The organism is Bradyrhizobium sp. USDA 4538 (genome assembly GCF_024171045.1).
GTDB lineage: Bacteria > Pseudomonadota > Alphaproteobacteria > Rhizobiales > Xanthobacteraceae > Bradyrhizobium > Bradyrhizobium australafricanum.
This window is the reverse complement of the sequence record NZ_JALJZE010000002.1, coordinates 630,106-648,612: the sequence shown is the minus strand read 5'-3', so window position 1 is coordinate 648,612 and position 18,507 is coordinate 630,106. Positions and strand designations below refer to the sequence as shown.

The 18,507-nt window shown below is 58.9% G+C and carries 15 protein-coding genes and 9 pseudogenes; 13 read left to right on the top strand and 11 right to left on the bottom strand.

The window, feature by feature from the left end; genetic code table 11:
• Positions 1-4: 4 nt before the first annotated feature.
• From J2R78_RS44190 to J2R78_RS44175, 4 genes and pseudogenes are all read left to right on the top strand, one after another.
• Positions 5-796 carry an EscT/YscT/HrcT family type III secretion system export apparatus protein gene (locus J2R78_RS44190; RefSeq protein WP_253610441.1) on the top strand — a complete coding sequence of 264 codons (792 nt, stop codon included), beginning with the start codon at positions 5-7 and terminating at the stop codon, positions 794-796.
• A complete protein-coding gene (locus tag J2R78_RS44185) occupies positions 793-1,842 on the top strand; it encodes an EscU/YscU/HrcU family type III secretion system export apparatus switch protein (protein ID WP_253610442.1) in 1,050 nt (349 codons plus the stop codon). Before J2R78_RS44190 ends, J2R78_RS44185 begins: the two co-directional genes overlap by 4 nt.
• Positions 1,839-2,690: a tetratricopeptide repeat protein gene (locus J2R78_RS44180; RefSeq protein WP_253610443.1), complete on the top strand. Its 852-nt coding sequence runs from the start codon at positions 1,839-1,841 to the stop codon at positions 2,688-2,690. The genes J2R78_RS44185 and J2R78_RS44180 overlap by 4 nt, the downstream gene beginning before the upstream one ends.
• A gap of 143 nt (positions 2,691-2,833) precedes the next feature.
• Positions 2,834-2,950 (top strand): annotated as a pseudogene (locus tag J2R78_RS44175) (IS66 family insertion sequence element accessory protein TnpB); the annotation flags it as partial.
• A gap of 22 nt (positions 2,951-2,972) precedes the next feature.
• Here J2R78_RS44175 and J2R78_RS44170 read toward each other — a convergent pair.
• Positions 2,973-4,406 (bottom strand): IS4 family transposase, encoded by a 1,434-nt coding sequence (locus tag J2R78_RS44170; protein WP_069279857.1) that lies wholly within the window; start codon positions 4,404-4,406, stop codon positions 2,973-2,975.
• Between the two features lie 230 nt (positions 4,407-4,636).
• Here J2R78_RS44170 and J2R78_RS44165 point away from each other — a divergent pair, with 230 nt between their 5' ends.
• From J2R78_RS44165 to J2R78_RS44155, 3 genes and pseudogenes are all read left to right on the top strand, one after another.
• Positions 4,637-4,987 (top strand): transposase, encoded by a 351-nt coding sequence (locus J2R78_RS44165; RefSeq protein WP_253610417.1) that lies wholly within the window; start codon positions 4,637-4,639, stop codon positions 4,985-4,987.
• On the top strand, positions 4,984-5,328 hold the full coding sequence (gene tnpB / locus J2R78_RS44160; RefSeq protein ID WP_027583889.1) for an IS66 family insertion sequence element accessory protein TnpB: 345 nt from the start codon (positions 4,984-4,986) through the stop codon (positions 5,326-5,328). The genes J2R78_RS44165 and tnpB (J2R78_RS44160) overlap by 4 nt, the downstream gene beginning before the upstream one ends.
• 74 nt (positions 5,329-5,402) lie before the next feature.
• A pseudogene (locus tag J2R78_RS44155) lies at positions 5,403-6,452 on the top strand (IS66 family transposase); the annotation flags it as partial.
• A gap of 88 nt (positions 6,453-6,540) precedes the next feature.
• Here J2R78_RS44155 and ltrA read toward each other — a convergent pair.
• Positions 6,541-7,782 (bottom strand): group II intron reverse transcriptase/maturase, encoded by a 1,242-nt coding sequence (gene ltrA / locus J2R78_RS44150; protein WP_253588744.1) that lies wholly within the window; start codon positions 7,780-7,782, stop codon positions 6,541-6,543.
• 684 nt (positions 7,783-8,466) lie between these two features.
• Here ltrA and J2R78_RS44145 point away from each other — a divergent pair.
• A pseudogene (locus tag J2R78_RS44145) lies at positions 8,467-9,009 on the top strand (transposase); the annotation flags it as partial.
• On the opposite strand, the gene J2R78_RS44140 reads toward J2R78_RS44145, so the two are convergent.
• From J2R78_RS44140 to J2R78_RS44105, 8 genes and pseudogenes are all read right to left on the bottom strand, one after another.
• Positions 8,984-9,334 (bottom strand): plasmid pRiA4b ORF-3 family protein, encoded by a 351-nt coding sequence (locus tag J2R78_RS44140; protein ID WP_253610444.1) that lies wholly within the window; start codon positions 9,332-9,334, stop codon positions 8,984-8,986. The pseudogene J2R78_RS44145 and the gene J2R78_RS44140 overlap by 26 nt on opposite strands.
• A pseudogene (locus tag J2R78_RS44135) lies at positions 9,331-10,900 on the bottom strand (IS66 family transposase). Before J2R78_RS44135 ends, J2R78_RS44140 begins: the two are co-directional and overlap by 4 nt.
• A gap of 51 nt (positions 10,901-10,951) precedes the next feature.
• Positions 10,952-11,305 carry an IS66 family insertion sequence element accessory protein TnpB gene (gene tnpB, locus J2R78_RS44130; protein WP_253610445.1) on the bottom strand — a complete coding sequence of 118 codons (354 nt, stop codon included), beginning with the start codon at positions 11,303-11,305 and terminating at the stop codon, positions 10,952-10,954.
• Positions 11,299-11,727 carry a transposase gene (locus J2R78_RS44125; protein WP_253610446.1) on the bottom strand — a complete coding sequence of 143 codons (429 nt, stop codon included), beginning with the start codon at positions 11,725-11,727 and terminating at the stop codon, positions 11,299-11,301. Before J2R78_RS44125 ends, tnpB (J2R78_RS44130) begins: the two co-directional genes overlap by 7 nt.
• A 90-nt stretch (positions 11,728-11,817) precedes the next feature.
• Complete coding sequence (gene tnpB / locus J2R78_RS44120; RefSeq protein ID WP_375167201.1) at positions 11,818-12,141, bottom strand: IS66 family insertion sequence element accessory protein TnpB; 324 nt, start codon at positions 12,139-12,141, stop codon at positions 11,818-11,820.
• Between the two features lie 50 nt (positions 12,142-12,191).
• Positions 12,192-12,587 carry a transposase gene (locus tag J2R78_RS44115; protein WP_253610447.1) on the bottom strand — a complete coding sequence of 132 codons (396 nt, stop codon included), beginning with the start codon at positions 12,585-12,587 and terminating at the stop codon, positions 12,192-12,194.
• A gap of 87 nt (positions 12,588-12,674) precedes the next feature.
• Positions 12,675-13,216, bottom strand: a pseudogene (locus J2R78_RS44110) (IS21 family transposase); the annotation flags it as partial.
• A gap of 115 nt (positions 13,217-13,331) precedes the next feature.
• Positions 13,332-13,589 (bottom strand): annotated as a pseudogene (locus tag J2R78_RS44105) (IS5/IS1182 family transposase); the annotation flags it as partial.
• A 315-nt stretch (positions 13,590-13,904) separates the two neighbouring features.
• Between J2R78_RS44105 and J2R78_RS45585 the strand changes: the two are divergent.
• Positions 13,905-14,115 (top strand): annotated as a pseudogene (locus J2R78_RS45585) (IS256 family transposase); the annotation flags it as partial.
• A 7-nt stretch (positions 14,116-14,122) separates the two neighbouring features.
• Positions 14,123-14,329, top strand: a pseudogene (locus J2R78_RS44100) (ISNCY family transposase); the annotation flags it as partial.
• A 189-nt stretch (positions 14,330-14,518) separates the two neighbouring features.
• Here J2R78_RS44100 and J2R78_RS44095 read toward each other — a convergent pair.
• The gene (locus J2R78_RS44095) at positions 14,519-15,184 is read right to left on the bottom strand and encodes a helix-turn-helix domain-containing protein (RefSeq protein ID WP_253610448.1); all 666 of its coding nucleotides are present in this window, start codon (positions 15,182-15,184) and stop codon (positions 14,519-14,521) included.
• A gap of 373 nt (positions 15,185-15,557) precedes the next feature.
• On the opposite strand from J2R78_RS44095, the pseudogene J2R78_RS44090 reads away from it, so the two are divergent.
• From J2R78_RS44090 to J2R78_RS44080, 3 genes and pseudogenes are all read left to right on the top strand, one after another.
• Positions 15,558-15,710: pseudogene (locus J2R78_RS44090) on the top strand (transposase domain-containing protein); the annotation flags it as partial.
• On the top strand, positions 15,707-16,309 hold the full coding sequence (locus J2R78_RS44085; protein ID WP_253610449.1) for a plasmid pRiA4b ORF-3 family protein: 603 nt from the start codon (positions 15,707-15,709) through the stop codon (positions 16,307-16,309). The pseudogene J2R78_RS44090 and the gene J2R78_RS44085, both read left to right, overlap by 4 nt.
• A gap of 1,563 nt (positions 16,310-17,872) precedes the next feature.
• Complete coding sequence (locus J2R78_RS44080; protein WP_253610450.1) at positions 17,873-18,436, top strand: transposase DNA-binding-containing protein; 564 nt, start codon at positions 17,873-17,875, stop codon at positions 18,434-18,436.
• Positions 18,437-18,507: the final 71 nt, after the last annotated feature.

Here is an 18,507-nt window from a genome sequence, read left to right as displayed (position 1 = left end):
GGCGATGCCCACCGGCTTGCAAGATATCGAAAAACTTCAAACCGTCCTCATGGCCTTCCTGATCTTAATGGGCCGCTTTTCCGGCTTCTTCGCCATTTCACCCTTCTTTTCGCGGCGTGCGATGCCGCGCGCCGTGCGACTGGGCATCATCGCGGTTCCCTCCATAATGTGCACGCCTGCCTTGGTTGAGGCCTTGCAAGCGACAAGCGGCCTTTCCGTACAATACGCGGCGCTCGTGTCCAAGGAGCTGATGCTCGGCTTCTTTCTCGGTGTGCTCACGTGGCTGCCTGTTCGCGGCCTCGAACTCGCCGGAACCCTTTTCGACACTCAGATCGGCAGCACACAAGGGCAGGATCTCGACGTTATTTTCAGCGCGCAGACAACATCGACAGCCATTCTATTGTCGCAGATTTTTTCAGGATATTTCTTCTCTTCTGCCGGGTTTATCATCGTTATGTCAATGCTGTTCGACAGTATCAGCATTTGGCCGCCGACAGACATGCTGCCCCAGCTCTCAGCCAATGCCTTGCCACTCTTCCTCCGGTTTTCCGGCATGCTGTTCTTCACGGCGGTTGCCCTCACCTTGCCGATTTCGGGGTTCCTGCTTCTGGCCGATATCGCCATCGCTTTCCTGACCCGCACAGCGCAGAGCCTAAACGCGCTGACCTTCGCCCCCCCGGTAAAATCCTTCATCGTACTGACTATGCTCGGAGTTTATCTCGAAATTGCCTATCCCAAGATCATGGAGGCGCTCGCGACTAGCATCACACTCATGTCGAAGGTGTTGGCGCCATGAGCGGAGAAAAGACTGAGGAACCGACACAGAAGAAACTTGAGGACCAGCGCAAGGAGGGGCAGCTTCCACAGCGCAAAAACGTCATAGAGGCCATAGTCGTGACGGCATCTCTCTTGATGCTTATAGCGCTGTCGCGGCCCTTCGGCAGTTTGTCGATCCGTTTGACCGAAACGGCCATCGATACGGTTTTACAAGGGCTGGAGCAAAACCTGCCGGCGCTTATGAAAATCAACTATGAGCTCGCCGCACTCGTGGCAGCCTATCTCGGATTCATCTTAATAGTAACACTAACTTCGGGATTGCTGCTCAACAGGTTTAATTTTTCCCTCAAGCCCCTCAGCCCTAAGTTCGATCGACTGAATCCCGTGAATACCTTAAAAGGCCTGTTCTCCATGAATACGATTTATAATTTCGTCAGGATTCTGATTATATTTTTCTCTATTTCATATGTAGTCTACTACACGATAACATCGAGCCTGCGGGATATTATAGTCTCTAGCTATTGTGGGATTCATTGCACAGCACCGATCATGGAAACGAAGATCGTCAACACGATAGTCATCATCCTGGTTGTCTTTATTATCTTGGCGGCTTTCGATTTCAAGGCGCAGACGAAGATGTTTATTTCGAAGAGCAAAATGTCAAAAGAGGATATTAAAAACGAGTACAAGAACCAAGAAGGCGATCCGCAGATAAAATCGGCTAGAAAATCAATTGCAATGAATAATACCAACCAACCCGGGCCGAGAGATGTGACCCACGTTGTCTTTGGAGATGATCATCTTGTCGCTATCATCTATCGTGAACAGGCAAGACAACGTCCCTATGTTGTGATGAAGGCAAGAGGCGGCAGCGTGTCCCGGCTTGAGGCGAAGTTACGCGCCTTCCGCATCCCGACATTCAACTTGCCAGGGGTCGCCCAAGAATTTCACGCCATGGCGGGGGTTGGGCAGTATTTGCCGCCGCGTTCGGCCATCGGCATGGAGAAAATACTACGCGTTGCTGCAAGCGATCGCTCCGAAACGGGGAAGCACAGAGTACAGTGACAATATCCCGAACAGCCAAAACAAATACGATCAATGCCGAGGCAGTTGGCAAACGCCGCGCGACCACTGGTTTCTTGCTGGGAGCCGCACTCAAAATAGCGTCTGTCGCCAGCATAGCCGGTCTTGCGAACTGTGCCAGCCCCGAGAGCAGTAGCACCAGCATCACGTCTGTGGTCGCCGCGGGCGAGCAACTCGTGAGTAACGCGGAATATGACAAGGGCTATGGCGTGCTGGACGCAGTAGCCGATAGCGATCCCTCATCCATGACAGCTGCCCTCTCCCTCGCCGACGCTTATTATCGGCAGGGCGCGTACATGAAGGCGGAGAGCTTTTACACGAGGGCCATCCAACTGAAAGCGGAAGTCGGGGGCAAGCTGGGCCTCGCCCGCATCGAGCTGGCCCGATCGAATCCAGGCACCGCTCGCGCATATCTTCAGGAGGTGCTCGCGCTCGAGCCCAATAATCTCGACGTCCTGAACGGTCTCGCGGTGGCGTATGATCTAATGGGGCAGCACGACCTTGCCCAGGAGGGGTATCAGAATGTCCTCGCCCTCGACCCCGCCAACCAAAAGGCACACAATAATCTTGCGCTCTCTCAGGCATTGAGCGGCAACGCACACGCCGCATTGCCGCGGATAGCAGAGCTGTTGCGATCCAACCTGAATAACAGAACAATCCGCCAGAATTTGGCGTTGGTTGAGTATCTCTCAAATAACCGTGACGCCGCAATGCGCGTTGCCATGACAGATCTGACAGAAACAGACGCACGAGTAAATTTCCGCAGCCTTGCTCTCAGTTTTCGAGAATCCCCTCTGAGCAAATCTACAAGAATAACTTACAGCAAATAACATCATTTTGTAACCCACCGAACTTTCATCCAGCGGCGGTTAGACGTAAGCATCCGAGCGAGCTTACGATTACCGTATCCGTCCGACGGCAACCGGGGGCGGCAGGCTTGTGTATTTTGGCGAACAAGTCAGAAATCGTCTGTATGGACGTCTATACAGAGACACCGGTCGGCGGGCTTGAGATCGTCGATACGGGCGGGCGGCGGCGCTTCACCGACGAGGCGAAGCTGCGGATTGTAGCCGAGAGTTATTCAGGTCGGCGGTAAGCGGCAAGGAGACCTTTCAATTACCCATAATTGTTGCCTCGATTGCGGCTCCAAGTTCGATGTCGGTCAGCCGCGATAATCCGCGCCAGATCACGGTATTTCCTGGAGGCGGATCGTTGGCTCGGGCTAAATATCCTCCGAGCCGCGCGATCTTGACGACATAGTGCGAGAGCGTGCTTCGTCGAGAGCAATCACCACCCCTGTCTTTCACCAAATGATCAAGAAGCCTGATTTCGGGATCCGTCAGCGCCGTTTGCGGTACGGCATTCGGCGAGGAGCGATTGAGCATCGTCATCCAGAAGACGCGCCAACTCACAATGCAGAAGACCGCGACCAGATTGACCAGACGCTCAGCAGTTCGCAATTTTGAGTCCTCTGCTTTGCAGCCCGATTTGAGGATTTTATGGAAGACCTCGATCTTCCACCTCAACGCGTACCATTCAATCTTCTCGATGGCGTCCTTGCGCGATTGGACCGGAAGATCGGTGAGGAGCTTCCACTCGATTTTCTTTCGCCGCTTCGGCCTTCCTCGCTCTTGAGCATGGATCACGGTCAGAGTGAGTGCGGGATATTTCGTCTGTTTGCCGATCGGCGGCAGGACGCGTATCTTGCGGTACCTGATCTCAAGAACGGCGTCGTCGGGATCGCCTTTGTCGTCCTTGACCTTGATCCGATGTAGACCCTTGATCGTAACCTCGTCCATTTCGTCGGCAATTGTATGATTGCCGTCCCCGGCAAGCCGATCAACACAGGTTCGCACCAGGAAATGCGTTCCGACCTCCTCGGCCAGGCAAAACAGCTCATAGATGTCGCTCTCGCGATCACCAATATGAACGCATCGCCCGGGAGCAGCGAGAAGGTCGGTCGATTGCCGTAAATTCTCGAGCCAGCGGATGCTCTCCTTCTGCTCGATCGGCACCCGTGTCGGATTGATCTTTCGCTTCAGCGCCGTCGTCCCCTTGAACTTCTTGCGGGTCCAGAACTTGATTGCCGACAGTCCGAGCGGAAGCCCCTCGGTCGTCACGGCGAGACTCGAATGCATCAGGATGCCGCACTGCGTGCGTCCTGCCGTCTTACCCGTAAAGCCGATCAGATCCGGCTTCTCGCGCTTGAAGCTGAATTCCGTCGTGTCATGGAGGACGAGGATCGGTCCCTCCGTCGCCGCTACGCGCCCGCGCGTCGCCTCGAAATGACCGCAAAGAATATCCGCCTCGTTGACCCGTTCGTTGGAGAGGAAGCGATAAGCGGCCTTCGTGTTGGCCCAATCCTGACAAACCAGCGGGATGCTTTGACCCATGTCGCTCCCGATTTGTGCGAGCAATTTGCAGAACCGGCGACCAAGCCGCTCATCCTTAAACTCGCATCCCGCAGCTTCCCGATCAACCCACGTCTCGATACCAGTCGTCAATCGCTGAGCACGCGCCCCGGCACGTTCCTTCACCAAGCCCATCGAGCACCCCGCGCTTCCGAATCAGGTGCTCAACAACGAATCACAACAGATTCTACCGATTCAAGATTTCGCCCGCGGCGCCTCGCTCAAATCCGACGTCAAATGTGGGTAATTGAAAGCAAGGAGACCCCGTCTGGCGGAGGGGTGAACGATCGGCTATCGGCTGCTAAGTTTGTGAGCCGATGTGAGCTTCTATGTCTGCGCCTAGTTCTGGAACTAGAACCTTCCATATGATCGAAGCGGTCGCCGACCGTCTTGAGGGAGCGCCGCGGCAGCTTCGCCGACGCTGGTCGGACGAGTTTAAGGCCCAAGTCGTGATGGAGGCGCTGGAGCCTGGCGCGAGCGTCTCGGCGATCGCCCGCCGGATCGGCATTCACCCGTCGCAGCTGTTCGCCTGGCGCCGTGACGCTCGGGCCGAGCGGCGGCGTTATCGCTTACGGCACCCGAGTTGCGAGGGTGTGGTGGCGCCTGTGGCAGGCGCGGTGATCGAGATTGCCATTGGCGAGGTGATCGTGCGCACCGGCGTGGACGTCGACGAGGCGCAGTTGCAGCGGGTGATCCGGGCGGTCCGTTCGGCATGATCCCCTCCGGCGTGAAGGTGTTCCTGGCGAGCCATCCAGTCGACTTCCGCAAGGGTATCGATGGCCTTGTTGCGCTGGTGCGCGATGCCGGCTCAGATCCGTTCGACGGTGCGCTTTATGTGTTCCGCGCCAAAAGAGCCGACCGAATAAAGATCGTATGGTGGGATGGCTCCGGCGTGTGCCTCTATTTAAAACGGCTTGAGAAGGCGAGGTTCTGCTGGCCGCGGATCGGGCATCATCGGGTGCAGCTGAATGCTGCGCAGTTGATGGCACTGGTGGATGGGATGGACTGGAAGCGGGTCCGGACCGCGGCGGTCAAGCCGCCGGAGATTGTTGGGTAAAAGCACTGCGGCGAAGTGAATCAGCGGCCTGAAAGGGCAAGAGAAACGGGGCAAAATGTGCTCTGGTCGGGTCAATGACGCCGCCCGATCTCAGCCTCCCGAATGACGTAGAGACGCTGAAAGCCATGGTGCTTGCCATGGCCGAGAAAGCGGCCCGCGCCGCTGCTCTGGAGAGCGAAGTCGCCGATCTCAAGGCCCGCAACGCCGATGCCGATGCGCGCATCGAGCGGCTGACGCAAATCCTGCAGGCCTTCGACCGCGCCCGGTTCGGCCGACGATCGGAGAAGCTCGGCTCGGCGAACGGCGACGATGAACAGCAGGCCTTCGTCTTCGAGGAGATCGAGACCGGCATCGCCGCGATCAAGGCCCAGGTCAGCAAGGGCCGTGCGCAGGCGGATGGCAAGCGTGCACCGCGTCGGCGCAAGGGCTTTGCGCCCCATCTGGAACGGATCGAAACCGTCATTGAGCCGCAAGAGCTGGCGGAGTATGCCGGCAAGCAGAAGGTGCTGATCGGCGAGGACGTGTCGGAGCGCCTGGATGTGGTGCCGGCGAAGTTCCGGGTGATCGTCACGCGCCGTCCCAAGTATGCCTTCAAGAACGCGGACGGCGTCATCCAGGCGCCGGCCCCGGCCCACATCATCGAAGGCGGCATTCCGACGGAAGCGCTTCTGGCCCACATCGCCGTCGCCAAATATGCCGATGGCCTGCCGCTCTACCGGCAGGAGGCCATCTACGCCCGCGATCAGGTCGAACTCGACCGCCAGCTGATGGCCCAATGGATGGGTAAGCTCGGCTTCGAGCTCGAGATCATTGCCGACTACATCTTCAGCGAGGTCAAGAAGGCCGAACGGGTCTTTGCCGACGAAACCACTTTGCCGACGCTCGCTCCGGGCTCCGGATCGACCAAGACGGCCTACTTATGGGCCTATGCCCGAGATGACCGAACCTTTGGCCGCAACGGTCCGCCGATGGTGGCTTATCGCTTCGAAGACAGCCGCGCCGGCGAATGCGCGGTCCGCCACCTCAATGGTTATCGCGGCATCCTGCAAGTGGATGGTTATGCCGCCTATAACAAGCTCGCGCGATCCGATCGCGGCAATGATGGCATCACATTGGCTGGCTGCCGAGTAGGCGGGGATGTTGCCATCCCCGCCCCTCACAGACCCGGACGAGCGGATTACCCGCATCCGGTTCTTCACGCGTAAGCTTCGCTCACGAGACGGCATATTGGTGGACGATCTTGGCTGTCGGCAGAGGGTGTCGCGCGAGCATGGCTCGGAAGCGCGACCACGGCAGATTGCTGTGGCGACCACGCCGCGCGAGCCATTTCTTCCATATCCGCGTGAGCTGGTGGTGATACCATCTGATCCGTCGGCCGTTGCCGGAGATGCCGTAGTAGGCGCAGTGCCCCCGGATAACCCGCGACAAGTGCGCGTGCTGTTCCCGGAACGGGCGATGCAGGTTGAGCCGACACCATTCCGTGACGGAAGCCAGCGCGCGGGCATAACGGTCTTTTGCCGTTATCTGTCGGACGACATTCTTACCCTTCCTCGATTGACCCCATACATGGGTGAAGCCAAGGAAGTTGAATGTGGTCCCCGCCGTCGCGGGATGACGCCCACCGGGGCGTTTGAACCGGAAGTCTACGAAGCGGGTCTTGGTCGGATGGAGTTGAAGCCCGTACCGACCGAGCCGCTTACCCAGCACATTCAGCAATCGCTTGCCGGACAGATGGTCCTCGAAGGCGATCACCGCGTCATCAGCGTATCGGACCAGTTGGCATCGCCCCTTGAGCCGCGGTCGCGCCCCCTGCTCGAACCATTCATCCAGCACATAATGCAGGTAGATGTTTGCAAGCAGTGGCGAGATCACGCCGCCTTGGGGCGTTCCACCAGTCGTGCGGCGCAGGACGCCCTTTTCGAGCACCCCCGCCTTCAGCCATTTATCAATCATCCTCCGGACGATGCCGTCCGCGACTCGCTGATCGAGGAATCGGCGCAGGTGCGTGTGGTCGATGGTGTCGAAGTATTTCGAGATATCGACGTCCACCACCCAACGCAGCCCTTGCTCCATGAACCCATTGCGCAGAGCGTGTAGGGCATCATGGGCCGATCGTCCCGGTCGGAAGCCATACGAGCACGACAAGAAGTCGGTCTCGTAGATCGGCTCCAGCAGCAGGAGAATCGCCCGCTGTGCCACCTTGTCTTCCAATGTCGGGATGCCGAGTGGCCGTTCGGTCCCATCCGCCTTCGGGATGTAGTGCCGTCGCACCGGCGGCGCGATGTAACGTCCGGATTTGATGCGCGCCAGGAGATCACAAAGATTCGCCTCCAGGTTCGCTTCATAGTCCGTCGCCATCATGCCGTCGATACCGGGCGCGCCATCCTTGCGCGTCAGGCGATAGGCCTCGAGCATCCATTCACGGTCGATCAGGTGATGCAGCGAGGTCAGCACCCGCTTGGGATTCTTCCTCGCCAGATCGGCTATCCATTGTCGTTTCGTGAACAGGTTCGTGGGACTCAGCGTTCCCTCCCGTGTTTCTCGTCAATGGGTCTTAACGCGTGGCGGCTCCCTTCCCTCGAGCGGGTCCCGGTGAGCCCAGTTCCCCGCCTTCCTCGGTACTACGAAGCCGCTACGACTTCCCGCCGCGCGCGTCCGTCGGCTTATGTCTTCACCTCGGGATTCCACATGCCTTGGTGTTTTCGTGTTCGCGTGCGCGCTCCCGATGCTCGCCAAGTCGGTCATCAGGCCTGGAGCGTTGCTATGGCCGGTGCTCCGTGCCGGCTTTCCCATGTGGGCACAACCGGGACCTCTCAGGTTTCCTGGTGTCCCATCCCGTACCTTTGCCCTGCTCAGAGACCCCGGCCGAACCGGTCAGCCTGGCCATAGCGGCTTTCCCAGTGCTGCCCCCGGATCCAACACGACGAAGGCTTCAGCACGACCGTGATTTCGAGGCTGGTCACAGGGCTTCAGTACCCGCTGTCTACGCTTCACGAGTGACGTTGCCGTCACCCATGCAAGACTCGCTTCCGGCTGGCGGGCTCCGCCTTTGCCGGGAGGGCGTCGAACCCTCTGGGTCACGTTGAAAGGTTTCAGATTACATTCTTCCTCCTTTCCAGGACTTGTCCTGACGCAAGCTGGTCACACTGCAGACGCAAGTTCTACGAGCTGCATGTTGCAGGGAGCTCAGAAGTGGCAACGGCGACGGTCGAGCGGATGGCAAGGCTCTGGCAGGTCGAGAAAACCGTGCGCGGTCAAAGCCCCGACGCTCGCGTTGCCGCACGCCAGCAAACCTCCGCGGCGATCGTCGCAGATCTCTTCGATCTCTGGCAGCAGACCTTGCGGCGGATCTCCGGCAAATCAAAATTGGCCGAGGCGATCCGCTATGCCGTCTCGCGCCGTGCCATCTTCGAACGCTTCCTGACCGATGGACGTATCGAGCTCGACTCCAACGTCGTCGAACGCGCCATCCGGCCACAAACAATCACGAGAAAGAATAGCCTCTTCGCTGGCAGCGACGGCGGCGGACGAACCTGGGCGACCATCGCAACGCTGCTGCAGACGGCGAAAATGAACAACGTCGATCCGTTCGCCTGGCTCGCCTTAACACTTCAGCGTATCGCCAACGGCTGGCCGAGCAGCCAAATCGACGCGCTTATGCCATGGAACCACGCAGCCTGACGGCCTCAGCTTGCCGCTTACCGCCGAAGTCATAGAGATAATGGATCGTCTTGGCGCCGGTCTCTCGAACGATATCGCAAAGCCGCGCTTTGCGGGCGTCCATGGGCTGGTGGCCGTAATCGTTGTGGGGATCAGGAATCCCCCAACGGACCTCACCAGCGAAGAACTCGAAGAGGTGACTGTTCGTCCAGCCGAATGCCTCCTGAAGCGTCAGGTGCAACCGATCAAGGCGCAGGGTGAGCGGCACGACAAGGCGACGCATCACCTCCGGCTTCACATCCTTGAGGGTCACCTTGATCCGGACCGCGGTCGTGTTCAGGCTCATGCCGCCAGCCTCGGATCGTGTGCATGCATCGTGTAGATCGACGCCCAGGGAAGCAGTTCGTCCAGTCGCGCCGCAGGCCAACCATTGACGAGCTTGGCGAGAACGTCAGCGAGCCAGTGCTCGGCACTGACGCCATTGAGCTTACAGGTCTCAATGAGCGAAGCCAGCAATGCCCAATTCTCGGCACCTTCGTCGCAACCGGCAAAGAGGGAGTTCTTGGCATTGAGCTTGATCGGCCGCATCGCTCGCTCGACCGCATTGGTGTCCATCTCGATGCGCCCGTCATCAAGGTAGAACGTCAGGCCGTCCCAATGACGCAGCGCGTAACGCAGGGCCTTCGCCGTGTCGCTCTTCTGCGCAAGGTGAGCAAGCTTGGCCTCAAACCACTGCTTCAAGGCTGCAGCCAGAGGCCGGGCATGCGCTTGTCGCCCCGCGCGGCGCTCGTCCGCAGATCGGCCGCGGGGTGCCTTCTCGACCGCGTAAAGCTGGGCGATGCGCTCAAGGGCCTCGCGGGCAACCGGAGCTGGCGCCGGCGCAGCCTCGCGCTCGATCTTCACAAACTGGCGCCGCAGATGCGACCAGCAGAAGGCGAGCGTCCCGGACAGGGCGTCCGCACGCGTCTCTCGGGTCATGGTCTTGTAAGCCTGATAGCCGTCGCAGTGGATGATGCCGCGATAGCCCTCAAGCAGCCGCAAGCCATGAACGGCGCCACGGCCCGGTGCATAGGCATAGATCACCCCAGGCGGATCAGGTCCGGCCCAAGGCCTGTCATCGCGTGACAGCGCCCAGAAGTAGCCGGTTTTTGTTCTGCCGCGCCCCGGATCCAGCACCGGCGCCGGGGTCTCATCGACACAGAGCTTCGAAGAGGCCAGCAGAAGCTGGCGCAGACGATGCCACAAGGGCTTCAATTCCTGGGCGGCGTAGCCGACCCAAAAGGCGAGCGTGGAACGGTCGATGGCGATACCGTGCGTCGCCAGCATCTGCACCTGGCGGTAAAGCGGCAAATGCCAATGATACTTGGCATCGATGACATGCGCGACCAGTCGCTCGGTAGGCAATCCTCCCCTGATCAGTCGCTCGGGCGCGGCGTGCTGGAGGACGACGCCATGACAGGCGCGGCAGGCCAGCTTGGGCCGGCGGGTGACGATGACGCGATACCGCGCCGGCACGACGTCCAGCCTCTGGCTCTCATCGTGGCCGATCTCAAAGAGATCGCCTTTGCAGGACGGACAGACAGCAGGTTGCAGCGGGCATCAGGGTCTCGACGATGCGCGGCAAATGCTCCGGAAGCTGACCAAGGTTGGTTCTACGCTCGGCCGCTCTCTTCTCGGAGGTTCTGGGATTGACGCGATCCTCGGCTGCTTCGAGAGCTGCAACCGCCTCTTCGATGTCCTCCAGAACAAGCTGTAGCTGATCAGCATCCAGCTTTTCCGAGGACCGACCGAACTGCGCATCCTTCGCAAGCTTGAGCAACCGCTCGAGCCTGGCGCAGCGATCCAGCAGAGCCGCGGCAAAGGCACGCAACTCGGCGGGATCGCTCGGCAGCTCATCAGGCAAATCACTCACGGGCCCGAGTCTGCCATGCTTCGCGCCTCGATGCAGCGAAGATTTTATGTCCTACGCAAGCGCTTTCGGCTGCAGGATCCGAGGCGCGTGCATCCGCGTCCAATCCATGCCGGCCAGAAGCGCGGACAGCTGGGCGGCATTCATCCGCATCACGCCGGTCACGATGGGAGGCCATTTGAAGCCGCTGCCATCGAGCCGCTTCCAATACATCACAAGGCCGCTGCCATCCCAGACGACAATCTTCACTCGATCGGCGCGCTTCGCACGGAACACCACCGCCACGCCCTTCATCGGGTCATGGCCCAGCGTCTCCTTCGCCAACAGCGCCAAGCCCTCCGCACCTTTTCTGAAGTCCACAGGTTGCGTCGCCACGTAAATCATCAGGCTCGCGGGCGGCGTCAGCATGAACGTGTCCGTCGAAGCGCCAAGAACACATCACTCAACACAGCAAGGCCAGGCGTCCCTCGCACCTCCACTCGTGCCCCCTGCAGTTCAACCGTCAGAACGGCTGCTTCCGGTTCCGGCGACCCGGTGGGCTCTGCGGCCGCCGGTAGCGCCAATTCCGACACCACCGGCACGAACGACAGCGTGTCCGTCGAAGCCGGCAGCACCAACTGGCCCAAACGCGCCCGGCGCCGCCAGTCATGCACCTGCTGGGGCCGGCACCTATGGCGACGGGCGACGTCTGTGACAACCGCCCCCGGCTCGAGGCTTTCTGCGGCAATCTGTGCCTTCAAATCATCCGGCCAGCGCTTTCGACCTGCGCCTGCGTACACTTCGATACGCGGTGACAACGGTCGTCTTATGTCGTCAGAATGGTCGTCCATTGTGAGCCCCCTTCCAGAAGATGACTCTTCTAGCGGTGCTCTCAAGACTCCGCACAAACAATCCAAAGGGCCTCGACGCCACGCTTACGATCAAGCCGCAAATTCAAACCGTAAAACGACTAGCCGACCCGCGTTGGACGTTGAGTTTCTTGAGGATGCCTCCAGTCGATGCCGGACAGCAAGTAAGACACAACTGCGCCGGTGAGATCGATACCGCGCCATCCGCCGCCAAAGGCAAATAAATCGCCCCCGCTCCAAACGTTTCGTAAATAGGCAGGCTCCCTGGGAGTCGTGCCAAATCACCTTCAGCAGGTCACCTCTGCGACCGCGGAAGCAGAATAAGTGGCCGCCCAGTGGGTCCTGACCAAGCACTTCCTGAACCTGCAGCGCCAAGGAGGGGAAGCCTCTGCGCATATCCGTGTGGCCCGTCGCCAGCCACACCCGCACGCCCGTCGGGATCGGGATCATCGGCGCTCCAGTCCGCGAACAATTCGAACCACCACCTCGACATCCGCGCCGGGACCGAAGACCACGCGCAGCCCTTTCGGGCTTACGATTTCGATCTGACCTGCCTCAACAGCTTCCGTCGTTGGGGACGTACTCGCCACAACTATCGCAGGGACAAACGTCGGGCGGATCGAACTCTCTCCAGCCCCATAATTGGAGGCCAAAGCCTTGCGCCAATTCAGCAGAAGCTGGCGTGAGATCCCGTACCGGCGAGCGGTCGCCGAAACCAGTCGTGGCCCCGCGAAGCTCTCTTCTACGATCCTGAGCTTCTCCGCACTCGTCCAGCGGCGCCGCCGACCGGTCTCAACCACCTCTATGCGGCTCAGCACCGCACTGTCCTTATGCACATCCATAAGGACGGTCAGCTACGCTCCCAATCTTTTCACAAGGCGGCCTTGTTCGGATACGTACGGTGGTCAGCATCGCGATGTTCCTTTCCTTCATTGATAATAGCCCCCACCACGGATGTTGGCGTGCGAGGGGGTGGCTTTGACGGGTGCGGCAGCAGGGCTCGCGCGGTCGAGCCCGGATTTGAGGATCGCGCTCACCGAGGAGTAGCTGATCGCGTTGATGACGAGTGCCCGCTCGCAGGCCGCTTCGAGCCGATCGCGCTCGTAGCGCCGTGCCAGGGCGATGATCCCATGGCGGAGCGATAACCCTGCTCGGGATGCGGGCGCTCACGCATCATCCGCTCGACCAGAGTGGCGGTGTTGACGCCGATCCGCGCTGCCATCTTGATCAAGCTCGCCGGCGTCATATTGGCATAACGCTGATGGGCCTTGGGCATGTGCTCGTTCACGGTGACATGGCCGCTGCGCTGAGAGCGGCGCACATGGCTGGCGACACGCGTGTGATCCTGGAAGATCTCGACGGCTCGATAGGTGAGCCGGACGTCCATCCGACGGCCGATCAGCCGGTGCGGGACCGAGTAAAAGGTCTTGTCGACTTCGACGTGATAATCGGGGTGGACCTCCCGCGATTGCCCCGGCTACGCAACCCGACCAGCTTCGCCCGGGCAATCGCTCACGGCGGCGCTTCATTAAAATCCCATGGCGTTGTGAGGAAACAATCACCTTGACAGCAATTTACTTATGTGAGGGGTTCTCGATCCAGCGAGCGCACAGCACCTCATCTGCCAGGTTGTGCATGTGCTTCAAAATGAACAGGCCAGCGACTAGCCGCGTCGGCAAGCCCGGCTGTCCCGACCCTGCTTGGCACACCGAACTGAAGCGCTCATTCAGGATGTTCCAGTCGATCAGCGCTGCCAACCGCACCAACGGATGACCCATGTCGATGATCTGATCAAGCGCCGGAAGCAACAGGTCTTTCTGGCGATCATCCCGCGGCTTGCTCATCGCATCCCCCAATGTCGACGACGCCGTCAGGGAATCACGAATCGCCCAAAAGCAAAACCTTAAAACGCAAGAAAGCGAGGTCCAACACCCCATTGCTTTCCTGCAAAATCGAATACTACATCAAGATCAATTCTACTTATTTCTCAGGTCAATCCGCATTCTTCACGGACGACCCAAGAACCCGCAGCGGACCACGCTATTGTGAGGTGCCGGCTAAGGGTTTTTCGCGCTCAGGTATCTTAAAATCGTTTCTTTTTTAAAAAAGAAAACTATCGAATAAGATAAGCGTGGTGCCGATCTGAAGGAGCAGATTGTCGCGGAAAGCCTCCGTCGGCTCGCCGACTTCGTCGCCTTCATGGAGAAGCGCAAAGCCGGTCGTCACGACGAAGCTGGCAATGGAATCATATTCACAAGGCGCGCAACATCATGGGACGCCTGCCGAAAAAGCATCAGACGGCCACCCCGTCGCGTGCTGCGTCAGGCCTGGGAGTTCGATGACGCCGACAAGGCTGAAAAATTGATCCGCACAGCGGTCAGCGCGCGGCAGCTTCATCCAGCCCCTCGTGCTCACCGACGTCGTGACCGGTTGGACTAGAGTGCGCTCCATTGATTGATTGTGCGAACAGACACTGCTGAGCACTGTGCTGATGGAATTGCGCAAACAATTGCCCTTCGCGCTGCTCGGTCTCGATACGGACAACGACACCGTGTTTATGAACGAGACGCTGAAGGCCTACTGCACCTTCTGGGTGTCCGAAACTTCGACGCCTTCATTATCCTTTGCTCCCTCCCAGCCGGTGGATTTGGCAACGAACATTCTAGTCTAAAGAATGCTCCAGTTTGCCTGACCCGGATCATGTTTGTCATGACACCGCTTAAGTAAGTTCCCGTACAGCAGAACCTCATTTCAAGCGCTTTGCCATCGAGCTTTAGCTACATTGTCGCCTGTATGCAGATGGTACGATGCCAAGCGCTCGCTTGAAAACCGTTGTGAAGTGCGCATGATCCGCGAAACCGCAAACGGACGCAATCTGCGCAAGCGGCAGATCAGACTCGGACAACAGGTCTTGGCTGCGCTTTAAGCGAACCCTCGTGAGATATTGGTGCGGCGTCGTGTTCAAGGTCCCTGTAAAACGTCGGATAAATGCTGCACGATTGACCCCAGCAACCGCTGCGAGTTCATTGAGCGATATATTCGAGGACAGATGTTCTCGAATGTATTCCTGGACACGCTGGGTCTGATGGGCGCTAAGCCGACTATCCGCACGTATACCGGGGCGCCTCAGAACAGCGTACTTTCCGAGTATTGCGGATGCCAATGCTCGAGACAGATATTCGATTTTGAGGCCAGAATGGTGCGCCGGCTCATGGAGGGTCTCCACCACCGAACGTAACAGGAACTCCATGCATCGATTTTCAGCGCCGAACGTGGGGACGACCTCAACTGTGGAAGCGCCATCGAAGAGTTCGCTGGCCACCTCATTGAAGAGCTCGTCCTTCAGAGTTATGTGCAAAGCGCGGATCGTCGATTTGAGCCGCACCGCGAGTGGCGTCTTTGGGCCCACAATCGATATCCTCCCCGGCTGCATGATCATATGCTCCTCACGACAACCAAGATTCCGGCATATATCAGCCTGCGAGAGGACCATTGCTAACCATAAGCTTGGGATACCATCATGTCTCGCCTCATGCGGCTGTTCTTCGGTTAGGGCCGCATGCAGATTAGGCCACCCCAGTCGGTCGCTCGTCCTTAGAAATGAAATGCCGTTGCCGATATCGATCGCTGTCTGAGGTAAGCTAAGACCACAGCGTGAACTGTTTTTCATCCTCATAGTTCCCATCGCACACGCGCGGACAAATCCAATTTCTTGACAATTCGTGCGCTGATGATCGGTCGAAAATTTATTGATCCGGCCATTTTTGTTGCGCTGTACCAACCCGTTCGGCATAGTTCGGCGGGCGGCATAAACCTGTAAGCTCAATGGCGTCAGTGCCGAGCACTGGCTCGCTGACGTTCTCGCCAAGCTCGTCAATGGTTGGCCTGCGGCGCGACTGGACGAACTGCTTCCCTGGGCGTCGACCTATACGATGCATACACACGATCCGAGGCTGGCGGCATGAGCCTGAACACGACCGCGGTCCGGATCAAGGTGACCCTCAAGGATGTGAAGCCGGAGGTGATGCGTCGCCTTGTCGTACCCGTCACCCTGCGCCTTGATCGGTTGCATCTGACGCTTCAGGAGGCATTCGGCTGGACGAACAGTCACCTCTTCGAGTTGTTCGCTGGTGAGGTCCGTTGGGGGATTCCTGATCCCCACAACGATTACGGCCACCAGCCCATGGATGCCCGCAAAGCGCGGCTTTGCGATATCGTTCGCGAGACCGGCGCCAAGACGATCCACTATCTCTATGACTTCGGCGACAGCTGGGACCATGTGATCAAGCTCGAAAAATGGTTCGAGAACACCACGACGGAGGGGCTTCCCTTCCTGCTCGAGGCCGCCGGTCGTTGTCCTCCGGAAGACGTCGGCGGTGCGGCAGGCTATGCCGAATACCTCGCCGCCATCGGCGACCCCACCCATCCAGAGCACGAAGACATGCGCCTCTGGGGCCCGGAGCGGTTCGATCCCAACGTCGTCGACCGGAGGGCGCTCGAAGCCGCCGTCAACGCGTTGTCCGACACATGGATACCGCGGCGACGCGCCACGCGAACAAAATAGGCGTCAAGCGTCATTCAAAAGGGCTGCAGGGCTACGCTTACGGTCGTTCGCCCGCACCTCCTAATTCTCCGCAGCTGCCGCCACAGTCGCGACTTCAACGATTTGCAACGTGTTAATCAACGGATTTGCAGTCCGTTGCGCCAACCCGTTGCAATCCGTCCCTCCAAATCTTTGCGAATGGGACGTAAACGCCGCTTACGGCCTTAGCGTGTCTGCGGGAACAAATCTTATTCCGACCCCAGCTTGTGACGGCACCCACCCGCTGATCTAGACTCTCCTGCCTGGAACTTTGCCCCACGTACCGGCGGAGGCGGCAGAGAATCTTGGGATCGCTGCTCGGTGTCTCCAGCAGACTATCGGATGATCAAATTGCGATATTCTGAACAAGGATGTTATTCACCAAAACAGGCCCGATAACAGCCCAGCCACAGAGGTCCATGCTGATGCTACGTCCAACCGTTGCTCATTCACTCAGTTCTGGCGAATTCAGCGCGGTCGTGCAGGCGCAGACTGCGCCACCAAGCAGGCCCTCGCCGACACCCGTCGAACACAGCGCTGCATCGCGTGATCACCATCTTGCGCGTGAACCGGAAGGTGCAGTGGGTGGTGTCGAAGTGGTTCGAGCTAGCGATGTTTTTGCCGATGCCCTTGGCAGGGTGCGCACTTCGGCGACGACAACAGTCAGCGTTCGTCATCACTTACGGGGCGCCATGAGCTCTGAAGCAACTGACCGATCGGAGCGATCTCGTACCGCGAAATGCGGCGGAGACAGACGATCTCAGGACTGTGCCGCTAACACGTAAAGAGTTGGCTGAACTTGCCAAGTTTGGGCCACCTCGTCCAGGGCGTCCTTCGTTGAACCTTGACAAGCTAGCAAGGCAGAACTGTTTGAAGTGTATGAAGACGAGGTTGAAGCGGAGAAGGAGTCGGAAGCGCCCCCTACGTTTAAGGAAGCGAAGAGGGCGTCAAAAGCAGAGGCTGAGTGGAAGTCAAAAGCACCCCCTACGTACGAGGAAGCGCTGAGGGAGCTAGCAGCAGATGCGGAGAGGGAGTCAGAAGCGCCCCCTCCCTTAGAAACTCCGAGAAGCGGAATCAGCAGGGTCGCCCGCGTTTTCGCAGCTATCGGCAACTCGCTTATGCCCGGGTTGGACGACCCCGGCGACATTGTATACCTTCCTGCGCACGTCAACCCGCATCGGTAGTCGTTCGACGTTGCCTGTTTGTAGTTCGACGTTATGACCCGTGGTCTGAGCTGGGTGGCCCCCCGTATTCTTTGCAGCTGTAAGCAAACCGGGGGTGCTCACCGGCTGGAGCGGCTCAATGCTGAGCTCGCCGGGTTGGTGTCGAACTGGCCGATAGCGCCGGTGGTTGCGGCCTATCAGGTACTGCTTGGTGTCTCCTTCATCGTTGTCAGCGATGTCCATCGTTTGTAACCGGTATGAGCCCCTTTCAATTACCCACATTTGACGTCGGATTTGAGCGAGGCGCGGCGGGCGAAATCTTGAATCGGCAGAATCTGTTGTGATTCATTGTTGAGCACCTGATTCGGAAGTGGGGTGCTCGATGGGGTTGGTGAAGGAACGCGCGGAGACGCGTGCTCAGCGATTGACGACCGGTATCGAGACGTGGGTTGATCGAGAAGCTGCGGGATGCGAGTTTAAGGATGAGCGGCTTGGTCGCCGGTTCTGCAAATTGCTCGCACAAGTCGGGAGCGACATGGGTCAAAGCATCCCGTTGGTTTGTCAGGACTGGGCCAACACGAAGGCCGCCTATCGCTTCTTCTCCAACGAGCGGGTCAATGAGGCGGATATTCTTTGCGGTCATTTCGAGGCGACGCGCGGGCGCGTAGCGGCGACGGAGGGACCGATCCTCGTCCTCCATGACACGACGGAATTCAGCTTCAAGCGCGAGAAGCCGGATCTGATCGGCTTTACGGGCAAGACGGCAGGACGCATACAGTGCGGCATCCTGATGCATTCTAGTCTCGCCGTGACGACCGAGGGGCTTCCGCTCGGACTGTCGGCAATCAAGTTCTGGACCCGCAAGAAGTTCAAGGGGACGACGGCGCTGAAGCGAAAGATCAATCCGACACGGGTGCCGATCGAGCAGAAGGAGAGCATCCTATAGCGCGACAATCAGGATGAGAGCGGCGCGTCAATCAAGATGAGACGAGGCGGCCGAGTCAGGAGATAATTGAC